The following is a 16,984-nucleotide window of genomic DNA, read 5'->3' as shown; positions in this document are numbered from 1 at the left end:
TGCATTCCGCGAGATACGTAAAACTTTAAATATAAGGTTAACAGGAACGTGATTTCGCGGCCTCTGCGGCAACAATTTTCCGGGCCATTCATTAACGCGATAGCTACGGAAATCGCGTAGTTTTTTCGGCGGTCGGGACAAGGAGTTTCAAATTGGTACGCGGTGAAAGCGGCATTGCCTTTTCAATGCCCGGTGGCGATGTGTCGGGAACGGGTCGAGCGCGACCGGTGGACTTGGCCCATCTTGCACGTCAGACGATGGGTGACCGGGGCCTCGAGCAGGAGGTGCTGGCGCTGTTCGTGCAGCAGGCGCTTTCCGTCCGCGACAAGATAGCCGACGCCGACGTCAGGGAACGGCTGCTTCTGGCGCATGGGCTGAAAGGTTCGGCGCGAGGGGTCGGAGCGTTTGCCATCGCCGACTGCGCAACCGACATCGAACGTCAGCCCGAAGACGTCAGAACCCTCAAGCGTCTTGGCACTTTGATCGAGGAAGTGCGCGATTTCATCGCCGCCATCAGTCGCTGAAATCGGTTTTCCCTAAAAAACGTCACGCAGCGCCGCTTTCGCACGGCAGTTGACTTGTCTGGCGGAGTGATTATCTCGGCTGGACTCCCTTCAGGTGACAAATGACCAAGCTGACCTTCATCGCCCATGACGGCACTCATTTTGACGTCGATGCCGAAAACGGCTCGACCGTCATGGAAAACGCAATCCGCCATGCGGTGCCGGGGATCGAGGCCGAATGCGGCGGCGCCTGCGCCTGCGCGACCTGCCATGTCTATGTCGACGAGGCATGGACGGCCGAGGTCGGCGAGCCGGAAGCGATGGAGGAAGACATGCTGGACTTCGCCTACGACGTCCAGCCGAACTCGCGGCTGTCGTGCCAGATCAAGGTGCGCGACGCTCTTGACGGCCTGCTAGTGCGCGTGCCCGCCCGCCAGGGCTGACATCCGGGCTTTTTTTCTGCCGCCGCTTGGCAGCGGGCCTATGGTCATGCAGTGTCGCGCGGTTTCCGCATCGAGGCGCTTTTCATGACCGATATTATCAAGACGGACGTACTCATTGTCGGGGCAGGGCCTGTCGGCCTGTTCGCTGTGTTCGAACTCGGCCTCTTCGACATGAAGTGCCATCTGATCGACATTCTCGATCGTCCCGGCGGACAATGCGCCGAACTCTATCCGGAAAAGCCGATCTACGACATTCCCGGCTGGCCGCTGATCACGGCGCAGGGCCTGGTTGACAAGCTGCTCGAGCAGATCCACCCGTTCAAGCCCGAATTCTCCTACAACCGCATGGTTTCCAGCCTCGAAAAGCTCGAGGATGGCAGCTTTCGCGTTACCACCGACGAGAACGAGGTGTTTGAAGCCAAGGTGGTGGTGATCGCCGCTGGCGGCGGCTCGTTCCAGCCGAAGCGGCCGCCGATCCCGGGCATCGAGCCCTATGAAGGCAAAAGCGTCTTCTACTCGGTTCGCCGCATGGAGGAATTCCGCGGCCATGACCTCGTCATAGTCGGCGGCGGCGATTCAGCGCTCGACTGGACGCTGAACCTGCAACCGGTGGCAAAAAGCGTGACGCTGGTGCACCGTCGCCCGGAATTCCGCGCCGCGCCCGACAGCGTCAACAAGATGTACGCCATGCAGGCGATGAAGGAGCTGGATTTTCAGGTCGGCCAGGTGACCGGCCTGACCGGCGCCGACGGCCAGCTTGCCTCGGCGATCATCAAGGGGCCTGACGGCGACGTCGAAGTGCCTTGCACGCGCATGCTGCCGTTCTTCGGCCTGACCATGAAACTCGGACCGATCGCCGAATGGGGGCTCAATCTCCACGAGAACCTGATCCCGGTCGATACCGAGAAATTCCAGACCTCGGTATCAGGCATTTTTGCCGTCGGCGACATCAACTGGTATCCCGGTAAGCTGAAGCTGATCCTGTCGGGCTTCCATGAGGTGGCGCTGATGGCGCAGGCCGCCAAGCGCATCATCAGCCCCGGCGAGCGCATCGTGTTCCAGTACACGACGTCGTCGACCAGCCTGCAGAAAAAGCTCGGCGTCCACGATTGAAGTCTGGAGCATGATGCCGAAAGTGGTTCCGGTCTTCGGACAAGATCGTGCGAACAGATAGAGCCTACTCCGCCAAGATTGGAGCCGCGGTCTCGTCATTGCCGCGCAGCACTTTTTCCGGCATCAGCGCGAGCATCACCAGCGCCAGGACCAGCGTCGCCGCGGCGGCGAGAAAGATCATCACGAACGGCAATCCGGATATGACCTGTCCCGCGGCCGGCGTGCCTTCGCCGGCAAGCGGTAGGCCGTAGCCCAGGGCGACGGCGCCGAGCATGGCGACGCCGAGCGCGCTGCCCAGCGAACGCAGGAACGTCAGCACGCCGGTGGCGACACCGAGATGCATGCGGTCGACGGCATTCTGGACCGAGACCGTCACCACCGGAAAGGTTGTTCCCGAGCCCAGCCCGATGCAGATGGTCAGCACTTCGACCAACACCAGCGGGGCATGTTCGGCAACGAGGCTGAGCAATCCCAGGCACAGTATGGCGAATGTCACCCCCACCATGGCGATCCGCTTGTAGTGGGTAAAGCGCGGGATCGTGCGGCCGCTGAATGTCGCGCCGGCCACCGTGCCGAGCAGCAAGCCGAGCATGGCGATGCCCGATTGGCTGACCGACAAACCGACGATCGATTGCAGATAGACAGGCAGGTAGACCGCCAGCCCGATATTGGCGGCCTGCAGCATGAACATCGAAAGCGTGCCGGCCCGAACAATCGGATTGCCAAGCACTTCGAGCGAGATCAGCGGTTCGGCCGCGCGCCGCAGCCGCAGCGCAAAGGCGGCCCAGAAAACCGACGAACAGGCGACGAGCCCGAGGATTTCGCGCGACATCCAGGGATAGGTGCTGCCGCCCCAGTTCAACGCCAGCAGCAGCAGCGCCGTCGCCACCACCAGAAGCACCGCGCCGAGACCGTCGATGCTATGATGTTTTGCCGCGATCGGCAGTTTCTTCAGCGGCTTGTTGATGATCGCCATGGCCACTAGGCCGAGCGGAATGTTGATCCAGAAGATCAGCGACCAGTGCAAATGTTCGGCAAAGGTGCCGCCAAGCAGCGGACCGGCGATGCTGGCGACAGCCCATGTGCCGGCGATCCAGGCGGCATAACGCGCCCGCTCGCGCGGCGGCACGAGGTCGCCGATGACTGTCTGCGCCAGGGCAAACAGCCCGCCGCCGCCGGCGCCCTGGATCGCCCGGCCGATGACCAGGACGAGCATGTTCGGCGCCATGGCGCTGACCAGCGATCCCAGGAGAAAGATCAGGATCGCCGCGTAGACGGTCGGCCGCCGCCCGTAGACATCGGAAATCTTGCCGTAGAGCGGCGCCACGGCGGTGGCGGTCAAGAGATAGCCGGTGACGATCCATGGCAAATATTCGGCATGACCGAGCGCCCGCCCGATCGTCGGCATGGCCGGCGAGACGATGGTCTGGTCAAGTGCCGCCAAAAGCATCGACAACAACACGCCAGCGATGATGGCGTTTTTCTCGCTTTCGCTGAGCGGCGTGCCGGCTTCCACCATCGTTTGCTTGTCGACAGCCTGATCCATGCTGGTTCGTCCATGTCGTTGCGTGCGCTTCCTACGGCCGCTGGCTGGGCCGATGAGGTGCGTCTGCCGCGTCAATTGATTGCATCTCGTGATCTGGAGGTTGCGCCTTTGCCAACCTGAACTATGTCGTCCCATATAGGCCGATTTCGACAGGGGCTCGAAAGTTTTTCGGCACTGGCACTACGCTTCAGCGAAATTGGCTTGCCGTCGATGCTAAACTTTTGCTTGGCGAAATTCAGGCGGGTGGCAGCTGGCCACTCTCGATGCGCTGGATGCGGTAGCGCAGTAGCCGCAGGATGCGGCTTTCGAAATTGACGCTTTCGACGCGATCGAACTGCACCTGAGCCTTGTCGTGCTTGGCAAGGATGGCGGCAGTGATATCGGCGGCCTTTGCCTTGGCCGCATTGCAGTTCTTCTGCGGATAGGCCGCCCTCAACGCATTCTCGAGTTCGCGGGCATGGTTCTTGGCGATTTCGACGTGGCGTTCCTCGTGGCGCTTGATGTCGGCCGACAGCGTGTCCCAGAACAGCTTTACATCCGGATCGGCTTTGTGCGGACGCCGCCACTCGGGAAGGATCACCTTGACCTTGACGGTGACAAAGGCCTCGGCGATCCCGCAGGATTTGGCCGTTTGCGCGTAGCTGATGCGGGTGGTGAACGCCATCTGGGTGGCGCCTGGATGCCGCGTCCCGGTGCTTTTCACCTGGGGTCCGTGTTTCGACAGCTGGCTCTCAATGTCCTCGAGCGTCCTGCCGCCGATGGCGAAGTAGCTATATGTCTTCACCAGGTTAGCCGCGCCCGCCGGCAAGGCGGTCAAAGCGAGCATCAGGGCGCACAGCAGGGGTCGTTTCATCATGTTGCCTCTTCAGCCACCTTGCTTTACGGCCGTTCCCGGCGCAACGGAATTGATCTCGGGCAGATCACACATGGTTGATGGACAATGACGACAAGGCGATGGCAGCTGGCGCACGGACGCCATCTCGACCTTGGCGGCAAGGCCGTGGTTGTCGGCATCCTCAACGTCACGCCGGACAGTTTTTCCGATGGCGGCCTGTTCGTCGCGGCCGATCGGGCGCTGGCCCAGGCGCGCCGCATGCTGGAGGAGGGGGCGTCTGTCATCGACGTCGGCGGCGAATCGACCCGTCCCGGTGCATCGCCGGTAACCGCCGCGGAAGAGCAAGCCCGCATCCTGCCGGTCATCGCGGCACTCGCCGGACTTGGCGAAGCCCTGATCTCGGTCGACACCTATCGTGAGGCGACGGCCCGGCTTGCCGTCGCTGCCGGCGCGCATATCGTCAACGATGTCTGGGGCTTGCAGCGCGAATCGGGCATCGCCCGCGTCGCCGCAGATACTGGCGCCGGGCTGGTCATCATGCACACCGGGCGCAATCGCGAGAAGCTGCCCGACGTGATCGCCGATCAGTTTCTGTTTCTCGGGAAATCATTGGAAATTGCCCGCCACAACGGCGTCGGCGACGAGCATATCGTGCTCGATGCCGGCTTCGGTTTCGCCAAGGAGACGGCGGAAGAGAACCTCGACCTGATGGCGCGGTTTGCCGAACTCAATGCGCTCGGCTTTCCGCTGATGGCGGGGACATCGCGAAAGCGCTTTATCGGCAACGTTACCGGTCGCGATGCGATGGACAGGGCCGCCGGCACGGCAGCCACCAGCGTCATTCTGAGGCTGAAAGGCGCCGATCTGTTTCGCGTCCATGATGTCGCAATCAACGTGGACGCACTGGCCGTCGCCGATGCTATGCTGGCGCGCGAAATAGGCCAGGCAGGACGCTGAGCGATGTATGTCATCCGCATGAAGAATTGCGCCTTCTTTGCCCGGCACGGCGTGCTGGACGAGGAGGAAAAGCTCGGCCAGCGCTTCTATGTCGATGCCGCCCTTACCGTCGACCCCGGCAGCGCACTGGTCGATGATTCCATCAACGACACCGTCAACTATGGCATCGCCTTTGCGGTGATCGAAAAGATCATCACCGGACAGCGGCGCTTTCTGATCGAGGCGCTGGCGCTGGAGGTTGCCCGGGCGCTTACGGCGCGTTTTCCGCAGATCAAAAGGGCCGAGATCACTGTGCGCAAACCGAACGCGCCGGTACCCGGTGTGCTCGATTATGTCGAGGTGACCGTTGTCTGGCCCGAATAACACCGTCTATCTCAGCCTTGGCGGCAATCTCGGCGACCCCGCGAAATCGATGGGGTCGGCGTTGCGCATGCTGGATGCCGATCGCGATACGCGCGTCGTTGCCGTCTCCTCGCTTTATCGCACGCCGCCCTGGGGCAAGCTCGATCAGCCGGATTTCTTGAATGCGGCGGCCGAAATTTCGACGGCGCTGGCACCGCGCGCGCTGCTCGATCTCTGCCTCGACGCCGAGCGCCGACTAAAGCGGGTGCGTGAGGAACGCTGGGGTCCGCGCCTGATCGACATCGACATCCTGGTATTCGCAGACCGCATCATCCATGAGACCGGGCTCGAAGTGCCGCACCCCAGGATGCTGGAACGCGCCTTCGTGCTTGCGCCGCTGGCCGAAATCGCACCTGGCCTAGCCGTTGGCGGCCGTAGCGTGTCGGAGCGGCTGGGCGCCGTCGACATTTCGGGCATCGAGCGATTGGCTTCCGGCCGGGACTGGTGGCTGGTCTGACTGGCTTTGGCTTCGATCGCTCAGCCGGAAAATCCACCACCGTCCAAAAATTTCTGTTCGTCCGGCGTCGTCTCGCGGCCCAGCATCCTGTTCCGATGCGGAAAGCGGCCGAAGCGCTGGACGATGTCGCGATGCTCGACCGCATATTTCAGATATTCGGAGGCGTTGGCGGTGGTCAGTTCAACCGACCTGAGTTGGTCGGCGAGATGTTCCGAATGCTCATACGGCAAATAAAGAAAAACGCGGAGCTCTTCGTCGAGCAACAGGTCCTGGCCAGCGGCAACCGCCTTGCCCGCAAAATGCCGCGCCAGCGGATCGGTGGCATACATGTGGCCGGTGCCGCGAAAGCAGTTTCGCGGAAATTGGTCGAGCAGGATCATCAGCGCCAGTGAGCCCTCGGCATGGTCCGACCACTGGTCGCATTCGCGCCGGGCGGCGGCGAAGTGCAGGTCGAGGAACCGGTCGCGGAAGTCCGCATCGAAAGCATCGTTTTTCTCGAACCAGGCATCCTCTCCGGCCTCACGCCAGAATTGGGTGACGGCGAGCGCCCGTTCATCCAGTTCGGTCATCGGCTTATTCCCCCGCAGGCTCGGATTTGTGCAGCACGCCGGCCGTCTCTTCGTTGAGCGCCTGGCCGGGACGGCGCGGCGGGGCGAGCGGCGTCGGTATCGGCGTGTTGATGTTGCCTTTCAGGAAGCGTCGGCCGGCGCGAACGCCTTCAGCCAGTTGTATCTCGAAACGGGCAGCATCGCGGCGCCGCACATCCTCGATCACCTCGGCGACGTCTTCGGGGTCGACACCCAGCGCTTCCAGGGTGGAACCGCCGAAGATGAGCGCCGATTCGAAGGTTTCGCGCAGCTGGAAGTCGACGCCGGCGCGAATGAGCTGCAGCGCGGTTCCGCGATCGAAGGCGCGCGCCAGCACCGTCAGCAAGGGGAACTCCGCCTTGATCAGCTCGGCGATGCGCACGGCGGCGTCCGGCTTGTCGACGCAGATCAGCACGGCGCGCGCCCTTCCGGCGCCGGCGGCACGCAGAATGTCCAGCCGCGTGCCATCGCCATAATAGACCTTGAAGCCGAAATCGGCGGCCGCCTGGATCATTTCGACGTCATTGTCGATGATCGACACATCGATGCCGCGCAGCAGCAGCGGCTGGCTGGCGATCTGGCCGAAACGGCCAAAGCCGATGACCAGAACACTGCCGGTGAGGCCATCGGCGATATCGACGCCTTCGAGCGACTGCTCGTCGCGCGGCGTCAGATATTTGAGGGCGATGATTGCCAGCGGCGTCAGCACCATCGAGATGATGACGATCGCGGTCAGCGTCGCATTGGCCCGGCTGTCGATGATGCCGACCGCCGCGGCTGCTGAATAGAGGACGAAGGCGAATTCACCGCCTTGCGCCATGAACACGGCGCGCTCGAGCGCTTCCCGGTGACCGGTCTTGAGCAGGCGGGCGACGATGTAGATGCCGAGCGCCTTCATCGCCATGTAGGCGACGACGTAGATGGCGACCAGGCGCCAGTTCTCGGCCACCACATGCAGGTCGAGCGACATGCCGACGGCAAGGAAGAACAGCCCGAGCAGGATGCCGCGGAACGGCTCGATGTCGGCCTCCAACTGGTGGCGAAAAGTCGATTCCGACAAAAGCACGCCGGCCAGAAAGGCGCCCATCGCCATCGACAGGCCGGAGAGCTGCATGGCGAGCGCCGAACCGAGCACGACCAGCAGGGCGGCCGCGGTCATCACCTCGCGGGCGCGGGCGTCAGCCAGGATGCGGAAGAACGGATTGAGCAGATAGCGACCGGCCACCACCAGTCCGACGATCGCGGCAAGGCCGATGCCGACTTCGGTCAGCCGTTGCGTCAGGCTCATATCGGCGCCGCCCGGCGCCAGGAAGGCGATCAGCGCCAGCAGCGGCACGATCGCCAGATCTTCGAGCAGCAGGACGGAAACGATGCGCTGGCCTTTTGGTGAAGCCATTTCGCCGCGTTCTTCGAGCAGTTGCATGACGATTGCCGTCGACGTCAGCACAAAGCCGGCCCCGGCGACGAAGGACACGGCAATCGGAAAACCGCCCGCCAGTCCGACGCTGGTCAGCAGAAGCGCGCATACGCCGACCTGCAGCGCGCCGAGGCCAAAAATTTCCCGGCGCAGGCCCCAAAGCCGCGATGGCTGCATCTCCAGCCCGATAATGAACAGGAACATGACCACGCCGAGTTCGGCGACATGGAGAATGGCTTCCGATTCGGAAAAGACGCCGATGCCGAACGGGCCGATGACCACGCCTGCCGCGAGATAGCCGAGGATGGAGCCCAGCCCCATGCGTTTGAAGATCGGTACGGCAACGACGCCTGCGGCAAGCAGCGCCACCACCTGAATGAGATCGCTGCCCGATACGTCCGCTGCCATGCCTCTTGTCCCTGTCTCTCCCAGCACTCCTTGCATGCAGTTGGAGCGGGAGGCAAGGGCGAGAAGCCTGCCAGGAAGGGTAGGGTGCGTTAGAAGCGATTCCCTTGGTGGAACAACGGTCACCGCTTGCCTGCCGGACGTTCGGCATCTATATCTGATTAATGCTTGACCATTCGTCCCGTCCGTCGCCGCTGCCGCATATCCCGATGGACGCACTCAGCGAAGTGCTGCGGGACTTTCGCTTGAGCGGTGTCAACTATGGCCGCTGCGAGCTCCGACATCCCTGGAGCATAGAATTTCCGCAACAACAGCTGCTTCGGTTTCACTTTGTCGGCCAGGGTCCGTGCTGGATTCATACCGAAGCGCAAGGCTGGCAGGAGTTGCGCGATGGCGATCTTGTGTTGCTGCCGCAAGGCGTCGCCCATCGGCTGGCGAGTGCGCCGGACGTGGTGGGCGACTCGCTCGAGGGGTGCCAGGTGACCAAGTTGGGGGGCAATGTCTGCGAAGTGGTAAGGCAGGGAACGGGCGCGACAAGCACCCTTTTCTGCGGCTCGATGGCCTTGGGCTCCTGTGCGCTCAATCCATTGATCACATTGATGCCGCCCATCATCAAGGGTTGCGACGTGGCCGGCAATGACCCTGTCGTCGGCCCTTTGCTGGCGGCCATGACGGTGGAGACCGCACAACCGCAGATGGGCAGCGCCACGATTCTGTCGCGTATGGCGGACTTGCTGACGGCCCGGCTCATCCGCTGCTGGGTCAATTGCAATGGCGCCGTGACCACCGGTTGGCTCGCAGCCATTCGCGACCCCCATATCGGCCGCGCCCTGGCAGCCATGCACCGAGACCCCGGCCATAACTGGACGCTGGGAAGCCTCGCCGGTGTGGCAGGCCAATCGCGCTCGATTTTCGCCGAGCGTTTCAGCGCTGTCTTGGGGGAGGGTGCCGCACACTATCTCGCCCGCCTGCGTATGCAGCTTGCCCGCGAATTGCTGGGGCAAAACGGCATGTCGGTTGCCGAAGTCGCTACCCGTTTGGGCTATGATTCCGAGGCATCCTTCGCTCGCGCGTTCAAGCGCATCACCAATGTCTCGCCGGGCGTTGTGCGCCGCACAATTCCCGGACGAATGGACATGAATTTCGGATTTTAAGGTACATATCATCCGGGCTGACTCGCCTATCTAAGATCTCCAACCTTTGGAGATCCTCCCGTGACTGACACAACATTACAGCTTGAAGACGCCGCGATCGGCCTTGACGCCGATGCGCCGTCCGCATGGAACGCAGCCACCTGGTTTGCGGTCATTTCATTGGCGGCCACCAGCTTTGCCCTAGTGTCGGCCGAGTTCCTGCCGGCGGGTCTGTTGACCCCAATGGCGCGCGATCTCGGCATCAGCGAGGGCACAGCCGGGCAGGTCGTCACCGCCACCGCCTCGGTCGGCGCCGTGACGGCCATGCTGAGCAATGTTCTCATCGGCCGATTGAACCGCAAGACCGTGCTGGTCGGCCTCGATGGCCCTGGCGGTCGCTTCCAATATTCTTGCAGCGCTGGCGCCCAATTTCTGGCTGCTGTTGCTAGGCCGAGCCGGGCTGGGAATTGCTCTCAGCGCTTTCTGGGCACTTTCGGTTGCCGTCGTGGCTAGGCTGGTTGGCGCCAATGCGACAGGTCGGGGCATGGCTATCGTCACCCTCGGCGTTTCGCTTGCCACCATCGCCGCGCCGTCGATGGGGGCCTTGATCAGCGACTGGCTGGGATGGCGCAGCGCGATGGCGATGACAGCGGGGCTAGCCGTGGTTGCCATGCTGCTGCAGTTTCTCAGCCTGCCGACCTTGCCAGCAACCGCCAGCAATAGTCTTGGAGACGTGTTTCGGCTGACGCGGCGGCGTGGCATTCAACTCGGCATGCTTGCCATTGTCTTGCTGATGACAGGACATTTCGCCGGTTCGGTCTATGTGCGCCCCTTCCTCGAACACGTGACGCTGCTTGCAACCGGGCCGATTGCACTCGCGCTGCTCGGATTTGGCATCGCCGCTGTGGTCGGCAATATTGCCGGCGGCCGTTTGGCCGATGCCAATATCCGCGTGGCTCTCGTGGTCACCGCCGTGTTGATGGCGTTTGCGGCGCTGGCATTGGTGCTTTGGGGCGTGCAAATTGGCGCTGCCTTCGTATTCGTTACACTTTGGGGCTTCGCCTTCGGCATGGGGCCGGTGGTGCTGCCGACCAATCTGTCCCGCGCGGCACCTGATGCGCTGGAAGCAGCGGGCAGCCTGATGGTCGTCTCTTTCCAAATTGCCATCACCATTGGCGCGGTTGTCGGCGGCTACGTCGTGGACAATTACGGTGCCACGGCGCCCCTGACGCTGACCGCCATCCTTGCCGCATCGACAGCCGTGCTGGCGCTGCTGCAGCCTCGTGGCTGAACCCTGCCCCAACTGACACGGGCGGCCTGAATCCGGGGCCGCCGCGATGTTGCAGCCGCGTTACACAAGTTTACGCGACGGTTGCGTTGCGTGTTGCCACAATCGGGCGCTAAGGACAGTCGGCTTCGGCCATTGGAGGACCAGTGACGATCAAGTCGCGGCCTTTCTGAGGAGATGACTGACATGAAGAAGTTTTTGCTTGTTGCCGTTGGCATCGCGGCGCTTGCCGGTTCGGCCTGTTCGAAGGCGCCGGAGTGCACGACGGAAATGCTGACCAAGAAGGCTCAGGATGTGACGACCGCTCTGCAGGAGGCGATCACCAAAGATCCGTCCAAGGCCGCCGATCTCACCGCCAAGGTCCAGGCGGTCACCACCAAATATTCGGGCGCGACCACGGCGGCAGAGGCCTGCAAGGCCTATGACGACGTGCTTGCCGCCATCAAGGGCTGAGCGAAGCGCTGATCTGTTTGCTTTGAAAGGAGGCGGTGGCCATTGGCTGCCGCCTCCTTTTTGCGTTCAGGACGGGTTCTCAGTTCGGCTCGATGGAACCGACTTCGACGGCATCGATCCGCTTCAAGCTCATGCCGATGACCGGCACCAATTGCTTGTCGACGCGCACTGCAATCGTCACCGTCATCGAATTGTCGTCGGGGATGCGGGCCTGCATCACCCCGCGCAGCTGGTTGCGGTTGATGGTGAAGACGACCTTGCGGGCATCGACCACATTGCCGCCGATGATGTCGAGGCCGGTTCCGGCAGCGCCACCCATGAAATTGCCCTTGTAGCCGTCGCGCCCCTTGCGTTCGACGGTCGCCGACATTTTCTGCGTGAACACGCCGACCCGACAGTCACCATCGAGCGTCATGCCGGTTCCGCCGTCAGGCGTGGAGCCGGTGAAATTGCAGGAGAATTTCGTGCCCTTGTACTTGCCGGCGACGATTTCACCCGGGCCGACCCATTGGCCTTCAACCGTGTGAAAGAACTGCTTGTCGGGCTCTGCCGCAAACGCCTTCCCCGCCAGGCCCACAGGTGCCGCAGCCGCGATCGTCAGGGGCAGGACGGTGGACAGAATTACGCTTTTCATCGACGACACCCGGCAACAAAGTGACTGTTGTTGGAACTCGTCTGACCATGAACAAGATTGGTTAATGCTTGATGACCGTCACTTGCCGGGAACAGGTGTTTCCTCTTCCTTTTTGGTTGCAAACGATGTCAGCGCCGACAGGAAATCGCCCATGCCTGGCCGCTTGCCGGCGATGAAGGGCAGGGGCCGCGCCGTTTCCATCGCCGCTATGCCGATGCGTGCCGTCATCATGCCGTTGACGACGCCTTCGCCAAGCTTCGCCGAAAGCCGGGCGGCAAGGCCGTGCCCGACGATTTGTTGAACAAAGCTGTCGCCGACGGCGATCGAGCCGGTGACCGCCAGATGGGCGAGAACGCTGCGCGCCAGCCGGAAGAAGCCCAGCGTGCCCGGCCGGCCGCCATAAAGCTCCGACAGGCGGCGAATGAGGCGCCCGGCTTCGAACACGACATAGGCGACATCGACGATTGCGCGAGGGCTGACTGCCGTCACCAGCGATACGCGCTTTGCCGCTTCGAGGATCATCACCTTGGCCCTGATATCGAGCGGCCCGAGGATTTCGGTCTCGGCCAGGCGCACCAGATTGCCGCCGTCAATGATCTCGCCGCGCAATTCGGCCAGCGAGCGCCGGCCGGCCGCGGTTTCGGGTTTGGCGGCGACAAAGGCCGAAAGCTCGTCGACAACTGAGCGTGCGGCCTTCGGATCGTCGCGCGCGACAGCATCCAGCGCCCGTTTCTGCAGCTTTTCGACTTCGGCGAGGCGGGCAATCGCCAAAAACTCGCGGAAAAGGATAATCACAAGCGCCAGTGCCGCGACCGTGGCCATTCCGGCGGCCAGCCAGCCCAGCCATTGCGCACGCTCGAACAGGTCGCGAATCAACTGGTCGGTCCACAGACCAACAGCCAGCGAAACAAGCACGCCGAACGCGCCGAAGAAGATGCTGGCGAGCAGCGAACGCTTGCGCGGCGCGGTGGCGGGCGGCGGTTCGGCAGCAATGATATCGGGCTCGTCGAAGACGTCGATCTCGGCCGGCACGACAACAGCCATGTCGGTCTTCGTCGTGCGCGGCTTTCGCGCCGGCGCCACCTCGACTTGCGCGCGATGGTTTGCCGCCTCTTGCCTGGATGCGGCCTCCGGCTCGATGCGGAATGCCGCCGGTCTGCGGGGCGCGGTCATGCCAGATGGTCTCCGATCAGGAACTGCAGGGCACGGTCAAGCCTGATATGCGGCAGCGACAGCGTCACGCCTTCGGCCGTGCGTTCGAGTTTTGGCGGGCGAAAGCGCACGAAGCGGATCGCCGGGTCGTCATTGTTCTGCCGATGGTCTGGTTCAGAAATGTCGAAAACGGCATCAATCTTCTCCGGTAAGTCACCGGGAAATATAGCTGTTTCGGTTCTCCCATCAAACGTTTCGCCATTGATCCTTTCACCGCTCAACGGCGTGCCGATGATCACCGGCAGTGTTTCCCGGCCTTGTTTGACCGTGCCTTCCCTTGTCGCGCGCATGGCGGCCATGGCGACCACATCGACATCTGCGCCGGTGAAATTCGCCCGCGCCACGGCGCGGTCGGCAAGCCGCCGCACGATCGCCTGCAACCGGTCGTGGCTTTCGTGATGCAGATGGTCGGCCTTGGTCGCGGCCACCAAAATGCGGTCGATGCGCCGTGAAAACAGGTCGGTGAGAAAGCCGCCCCGGCCGGGGCGAAAACAGGAAAGGATTTCGGTTACGGCGCGTTCCAGGTCGGCCATCGCGCCGGGACCGGCGTTCAGGGCCTGCATGGCATCGATCAGCACGATCTGGCGGTCGAGGCGGGTGATGTGCTCGCGGAAGAACGGTTTGACGACATGCGTCTTGTAGGCCTCGTAGCGCCGCTCCATCATCGCCTGCAGCGATCCCGAGCGCGGCCGCCGGTCGTTCCGGATCGGCAAGGGCGCAAAAGTCAGCGCCGGCGAACCCTCCAGGTCGCCAGGCATCAGGAAGCGGCCTGGCGGCAGGGTCGAAAGCGCCCGCTCGTCGAGCTTGCAAGCTTTGAGATAGGCGGCAAAGCTCTCGGCGAGACGACGTGCCGTCATCTCGTCGGCGTCGGCATTGGGATCGATCGTGGCGGCAAGCGCCCGCCATGCTTGCGAAAGATCGGCGCGCACCGGCAGCGCCGCCATCTCGAAAGCTTCGCGCGAAAAATCGGCGAAGGATTTGCCGAGCAATGGCAGGTCGAGCAGCCATTCGCCCGGATAGTCGACAATATCGACCGACAATTTTCCTCGGGAAAACATACGGTTCCAGCCGGAAGCCGATTCGAATTCGATGGTCAGCCGCAGCTCGGAAATGGCGCGTGTCGAGTCCGGCCAGACGCGGTCGTTGACCAGGGCTGCGATGTGATCCTCGTACTGGAAACGCGGCACGGCATCGTCCGGTTGCTCTTCGAGGAAAGCCCGGGCGATGCGCCCCGACCTTTGCGCTTCGAACAGCGGCAGGCGCCCGCCATGGATCAAATTGTGGACAAAGGCCGAGATGAACACCGTCTTGCCTGCACGGGAGAGGCCGGTGACCCCCAGCCGCAGCGACGGAGAAAAGAGCCCGGCGGCGCGCCCGGACAGCGTATCCAGTGCAATCCGCGCCTCGTCGGTGAAAGTGGTCAGCGATGATGCCAAATCGGTTCTCTCGGGGTCTCGGTGAGTTCCGATATAGGCTCTGGAACCGGGCTTTGTAATGGTCTCAGAGATCGGCGGGGGTCAGGAAGGCCTCGAGATAGCCACTGCCTTGCGCGGCTTCGGCAAGATTGCCGTTGAACCGCACGACGGCAAGACCGGAAGTCGGGAAACCATGGTTGAGCATTCCCCTCGCAGCCTCGTCGCCGTCGCCCGAAACCGCCATGGCAAGATCTTCCGTCATCGGATTGTGGCCGATGACCAGCAGCGAGCCCGGCCCGCCATTCTTGCGGATAATGCCGAGGTAGCCGGCGGCGTCTTCGCTGTAGAGCGTGTCGAAAAACAGCACCCGGCCGGTATCGGTATGGCCGGCGAGGCCTTCCAGCGTCTGGCGGGCTCGCCTGGCGTTGGAGCAAAGCGTGATGTCGGGAATGTAGTTGCGGGTCCGCATGGCCGCCCCCATCACCTCGGCGTCGGCGATGCCGGACGCGTCGAGTGGACGATCGAAGTCGCGCACGCCGGGCAGCGCCCATCCGGCCTTCGCATGCCTCAACAGATAAAGTCTGCTCACCGAACCCTCATTGGCGCCGCAAAGTCTAGCAATGACATTGCAGGATTAGCCATGAGAAAGTCTCGCGCACAATGGCTGGCGCCCTCAAGCACAACGAATCATGTGGGAATTTGGCCGCACCCTTGCTGCAAAAGCTGTTGCCGGTGCCAGTTCACCAACATTAAAATTTGCGTGAGACTGCGGCCGATTGCGCTTGTGCAGGCGTCGGACGGCGAATATATAGGCGCAAAATTTGGGGTTGTTGGGTGAGTCGAATGAACGACATCGTTACCGCCGATTACGTACCCTCCGAAGACGAGCCGTTTATGAATGAGCGGCAGAAATCCTACTTTCGCCTGAAGCTCGTCACTTGGAAGAACGACATCTTGCGCGAAGCGCGCGAAACTCTCGAAATCCTGCAGCAGGAAAACGCCAACCACCCCGATCTTGCCGATCGGGCATCCTCGGAAACCGACCGCGCCATCGAGCTTCGCGCCCGCGATCGCCAGCGCAAACTCATTTCCAAGATCGATTCCGCGCTGCAGCGCATCGACGAAGGCACTTACGGCTACTGCGAGGAAACCGGCGAGCCGATCGCACTGAAGCGGCTCGACGCGCGTCCGATCGCGACCTTGTCGATCGAGGCGCAGGAGCGCCACGAGCGCCGCGAGAAAGTCTATCGCGACGACTGAGGCGTTCAGCTGGAGCAAAATTCGTAAGAAATGGCCGGTTTTCCCGGCCATTTTTTTGGCTCTCGGCTAATGCATGTCGCCCAAAAGTGGTCCCGGTTTTGGGACAACGACATGCATAAAAACAAAGACTTAAAGCGCGTTGCGCTTTATCGTTTCTGGCTGGAGAGCTCGCCGAGAAGTTTTGTCATCTCGTCGTCGAGTGAGGGCGGCGCCTTCGCTGCCGCCTTGCTCGCAGGCTTGACGGCGCGCGGATCATCGAGCGAAACCTCAAGCTCCTTCATCAGCGTATCGTCGATGGAATCTTGCCTCGGCGGCGGCGCATGGCGAACGACATTGGCGTTGGCTGAGCCATAGGCAGGCAGCGGGGTGATGTTGGAGGGCTGATAGCTTGGCGCGGCCGGTTTCGGCGCCGGTGTTACCGGACGGGGTTTAACGGGCGCTGGAGCCGCATTGACCGGCTGCGGTGCTGGCGCCTGCCTCGCAGGTGCTGCGCCGGGTTGCGGCGCGCGCGGTCGCGGCGCCTGTTGCTGGCCGCCATCTCCGGTCAAGGCCGGGCGCCGTGGCGCCGCCAGTCGGATGTCGCGTTCGACGACGACATCGGTCGGGCCGCCGATCAGCAGCAGATGTTCGATATCGTCGCGCCGCACCAGCACCAGCCGGCGGTGGCTGTCGACGGCGGTGGCATCCATGACCGCCAGCCGCGTCTTGCGGTTTCTGCCACCGGCGACGAATGTTCCAAAAGTCAGGTTGCGGACAAGCTTGACGATGACGAGGATGATGACCAGCAGGACAAGCGCGGCAAACGTCCACAGGATTGCCGCGGCATATCCAGGACCGGCCACGCTATCCAGCATCTGCAGCATCGGTGCCCCCAAATCGCCTTGTCGAAGTGACGCGACACTAGACCGTTGCGGCAGGCGACCG

Annotated in this window: 18 protein-coding genes and 1 pseudogene; 10 read left to right on the top strand and 9 right to left on the bottom strand. The window is 62.6% G+C overall.

Translation table 11 applies throughout. The annotated features are described in order from the left end of the window. The first annotated feature begins 185 nt into the window (after positions 1 to 185). The 3 genes from AC1DXN_RS06910 (at position 186) to AC1DXN_RS06900 (ending at position 2,059) form a co-directional block, all read left to right on the top strand. A complete protein-coding gene (locus tag AC1DXN_RS06910; protein ID WP_477269999.1) occupies positions 186 to 524 on the top strand; it encodes an Hpt domain-containing protein in 339 nt (112 codons plus the stop codon). A 101-nt stretch (positions 525 to 625) separates the two neighbouring features. After that, positions 626 to 946 (top strand): 2Fe-2S iron-sulfur cluster-binding protein, encoded by a 321-nt coding sequence (locus tag AC1DXN_RS06905; protein WP_477243009.1) that lies wholly within the window; start codon positions 626 to 628, stop codon positions 944 to 946. Between the two features lie 84 nt (positions 947 to 1,030). Next, complete coding sequence (locus tag AC1DXN_RS06900; RefSeq protein ID WP_477269480.1) at positions 1,031 to 2,059, top strand: NAD(P)/FAD-dependent oxidoreductase; 1,029 nt, start codon at positions 1,031 to 1,033, stop codon at positions 2,057 to 2,059. A gap of 64 nt (positions 2,060 to 2,123) precedes the next feature. Here AC1DXN_RS06900 and AC1DXN_RS06895 read toward each other — a convergent pair whose 3' ends face one another. Then, a complete protein-coding gene (locus tag AC1DXN_RS06895; RefSeq protein WP_477269482.1) occupies positions 2,124 to 3,605 on the bottom strand; it encodes an MDR family MFS transporter in 1,482 nt (493 codons plus the stop codon). Between the two features lie 235 nt (positions 3,606 to 3,840). Continuing rightward, on the bottom strand, positions 3,841 to 4,461 hold the full coding sequence (locus tag AC1DXN_RS06890; RefSeq protein WP_477269484.1) for a DUF922 domain-containing Zn-dependent protease: 621 nt from the start codon (positions 4,459 to 4,461) through the stop codon (positions 3,841 to 3,843). A gap of 84 nt (positions 4,462 to 4,545) precedes the next feature. Between AC1DXN_RS06890 and folP the strand changes: the two genes are divergently transcribed. From folP to folK, 3 genes are read left to right on the top strand one after another with little or no spacing between them, the layout of a single operon-like run. After that, positions 4,546 to 5,397 (top strand): dihydropteroate synthase, encoded by an 852-nt coding sequence (gene folP, locus AC1DXN_RS06885; protein WP_477269486.1) that lies wholly within the window; start codon positions 4,546 to 4,548, stop codon positions 5,395 to 5,397. 3 nt (positions 5,398 to 5,400) lie between these two features. Further along, the gene (gene folB / locus AC1DXN_RS06880) at positions 5,401 to 5,760 is read left to right on the top strand and encodes a dihydroneopterin aldolase (protein WP_477243014.1); all 360 of its coding nucleotides are present in this window, start codon (positions 5,401 to 5,403) and stop codon (positions 5,758 to 5,760) included. Next, positions 5,744 to 6,256 carry a 2-amino-4-hydroxy-6-hydroxymethyldihydropteridine diphosphokinase gene (gene folK, locus AC1DXN_RS06875; RefSeq protein ID WP_477269488.1) on the top strand — a complete coding sequence of 171 codons (513 nt, stop codon included), beginning with the start codon at positions 5,744 to 5,746 and terminating at the stop codon, positions 6,254 to 6,256. The genes folB and folK overlap by 17 nt, the downstream gene beginning before the upstream one ends. 20 nt (positions 6,257 to 6,276) lie before the next feature. Here the strand turns inward: folK and AC1DXN_RS06870 are convergent, their stop codons facing one another. Both AC1DXN_RS06870 and AC1DXN_RS06865 read right to left on the bottom strand, forming a co-directional pair. Then, a complete protein-coding gene (locus AC1DXN_RS06870) occupies positions 6,277 to 6,825 on the bottom strand; it encodes a DUF924 family protein (protein ID WP_477269489.1) in 549 nt (182 codons plus the stop codon). Positions 6,826 to 6,829: 4 nt separating this feature from the next. Further along, on the bottom strand, positions 6,830 to 8,668 hold the full coding sequence (locus tag AC1DXN_RS06865; RefSeq protein ID WP_477269491.1) for a monovalent cation:proton antiporter-2 (CPA2) family protein: 1,839 nt from the start codon (positions 8,666 to 8,668) through the stop codon (positions 6,830 to 6,832). 161 nt (positions 8,669 to 8,829) lie between these two features. On the opposite strand from AC1DXN_RS06865, the gene AC1DXN_RS06860 reads away from it, so the two are divergent. From AC1DXN_RS06860 to AC1DXN_RS06850, 3 genes and pseudogenes are all read left to right on the top strand, one after another. Further along, on the top strand, positions 8,830 to 9,819 hold the full coding sequence (locus AC1DXN_RS06860; RefSeq protein ID WP_477269493.1) for an AraC family transcriptional regulator: 990 nt from the start codon (positions 8,830 to 8,832) through the stop codon (positions 9,817 to 9,819). A gap of 60 nt (positions 9,820 to 9,879) precedes the next feature. After that, positions 9,880 to 11,089: pseudogene (locus tag AC1DXN_RS06855) on the top strand (MFS transporter). Positions 11,090 to 11,272: 183 nt separating this feature from the next. Continuing rightward, positions 11,273 to 11,539: a hypothetical protein gene (locus AC1DXN_RS06850; protein ID WP_477243021.1), complete on the top strand. Its 267-nt coding sequence runs from the start codon at positions 11,273 to 11,275 to the stop codon at positions 11,537 to 11,539. A gap of 79 nt (positions 11,540 to 11,618) precedes the next feature. On the opposite strand, the gene AC1DXN_RS06845 is transcribed toward AC1DXN_RS06850, so the two are convergent. From AC1DXN_RS06845 to AC1DXN_RS06830, 4 genes are all read right to left on the bottom strand, one after another. Then, positions 11,619 to 12,173 (bottom strand): hypothetical protein, encoded by a 555-nt coding sequence (locus AC1DXN_RS06845; protein WP_477243022.1) that lies wholly within the window; start codon positions 12,171 to 12,173, stop codon positions 11,619 to 11,621. 78 nt (positions 12,174 to 12,251) lie between these two features. After that, positions 12,252 to 13,346, bottom strand: a complete 1,095-nt coding sequence (locus AC1DXN_RS06840) for a YcjF family protein (RefSeq protein ID WP_477269495.1) — start codon at positions 13,344 to 13,346, stop codon at positions 12,252 to 12,254. Beyond that, a complete protein-coding gene (locus AC1DXN_RS06835) occupies positions 13,343 to 14,821 on the bottom strand; it encodes a YcjX family GTP-binding protein (protein ID WP_477269497.1) in 1,479 nt (492 codons plus the stop codon). Before AC1DXN_RS06835 ends, AC1DXN_RS06840 begins: the two co-directional genes overlap by 4 nt. Before the next feature lie 64 nt (positions 14,822 to 14,885). Continuing rightward, positions 14,886 to 15,389 carry a SixA phosphatase family protein gene (locus tag AC1DXN_RS06830; RefSeq protein WP_477269499.1) on the bottom strand — a complete coding sequence of 168 codons (504 nt, stop codon included), beginning with the start codon at positions 15,387 to 15,389 and terminating at the stop codon, positions 14,886 to 14,888. A gap of 254 nt (positions 15,390 to 15,643) precedes the next feature. Here AC1DXN_RS06830 and dksA point away from each other — a divergent pair, with 254 nt between their 5' ends. Next, positions 15,644 to 16,060 (top strand): RNA polymerase-binding protein DksA, encoded by a 417-nt coding sequence (dksA, locus tag AC1DXN_RS06825; RefSeq protein WP_006202025.1) that lies wholly within the window; start codon positions 15,644 to 15,646, stop codon positions 16,058 to 16,060. Positions 16,061 to 16,206: 146 nt separating this feature from the next. Here the strand turns inward: dksA and AC1DXN_RS06820 are convergent, their stop codons facing one another. Next, positions 16,207 to 16,923 carry a hypothetical protein gene (locus AC1DXN_RS06820; protein WP_477269501.1) on the bottom strand — a complete coding sequence of 239 codons (717 nt, stop codon included), beginning with the start codon at positions 16,921 to 16,923 and terminating at the stop codon, positions 16,207 to 16,209. Positions 16,924 to 16,984: the final 61 nt, after the last annotated feature.

Source organism: Mesorhizobium sp. P2_H9, assembly GCF_056403215.1.
The sequence above is the reverse complement of the archived record's forward strand: the minus strand, read 5'-3'. Positions and strand labels throughout refer to the sequence as shown.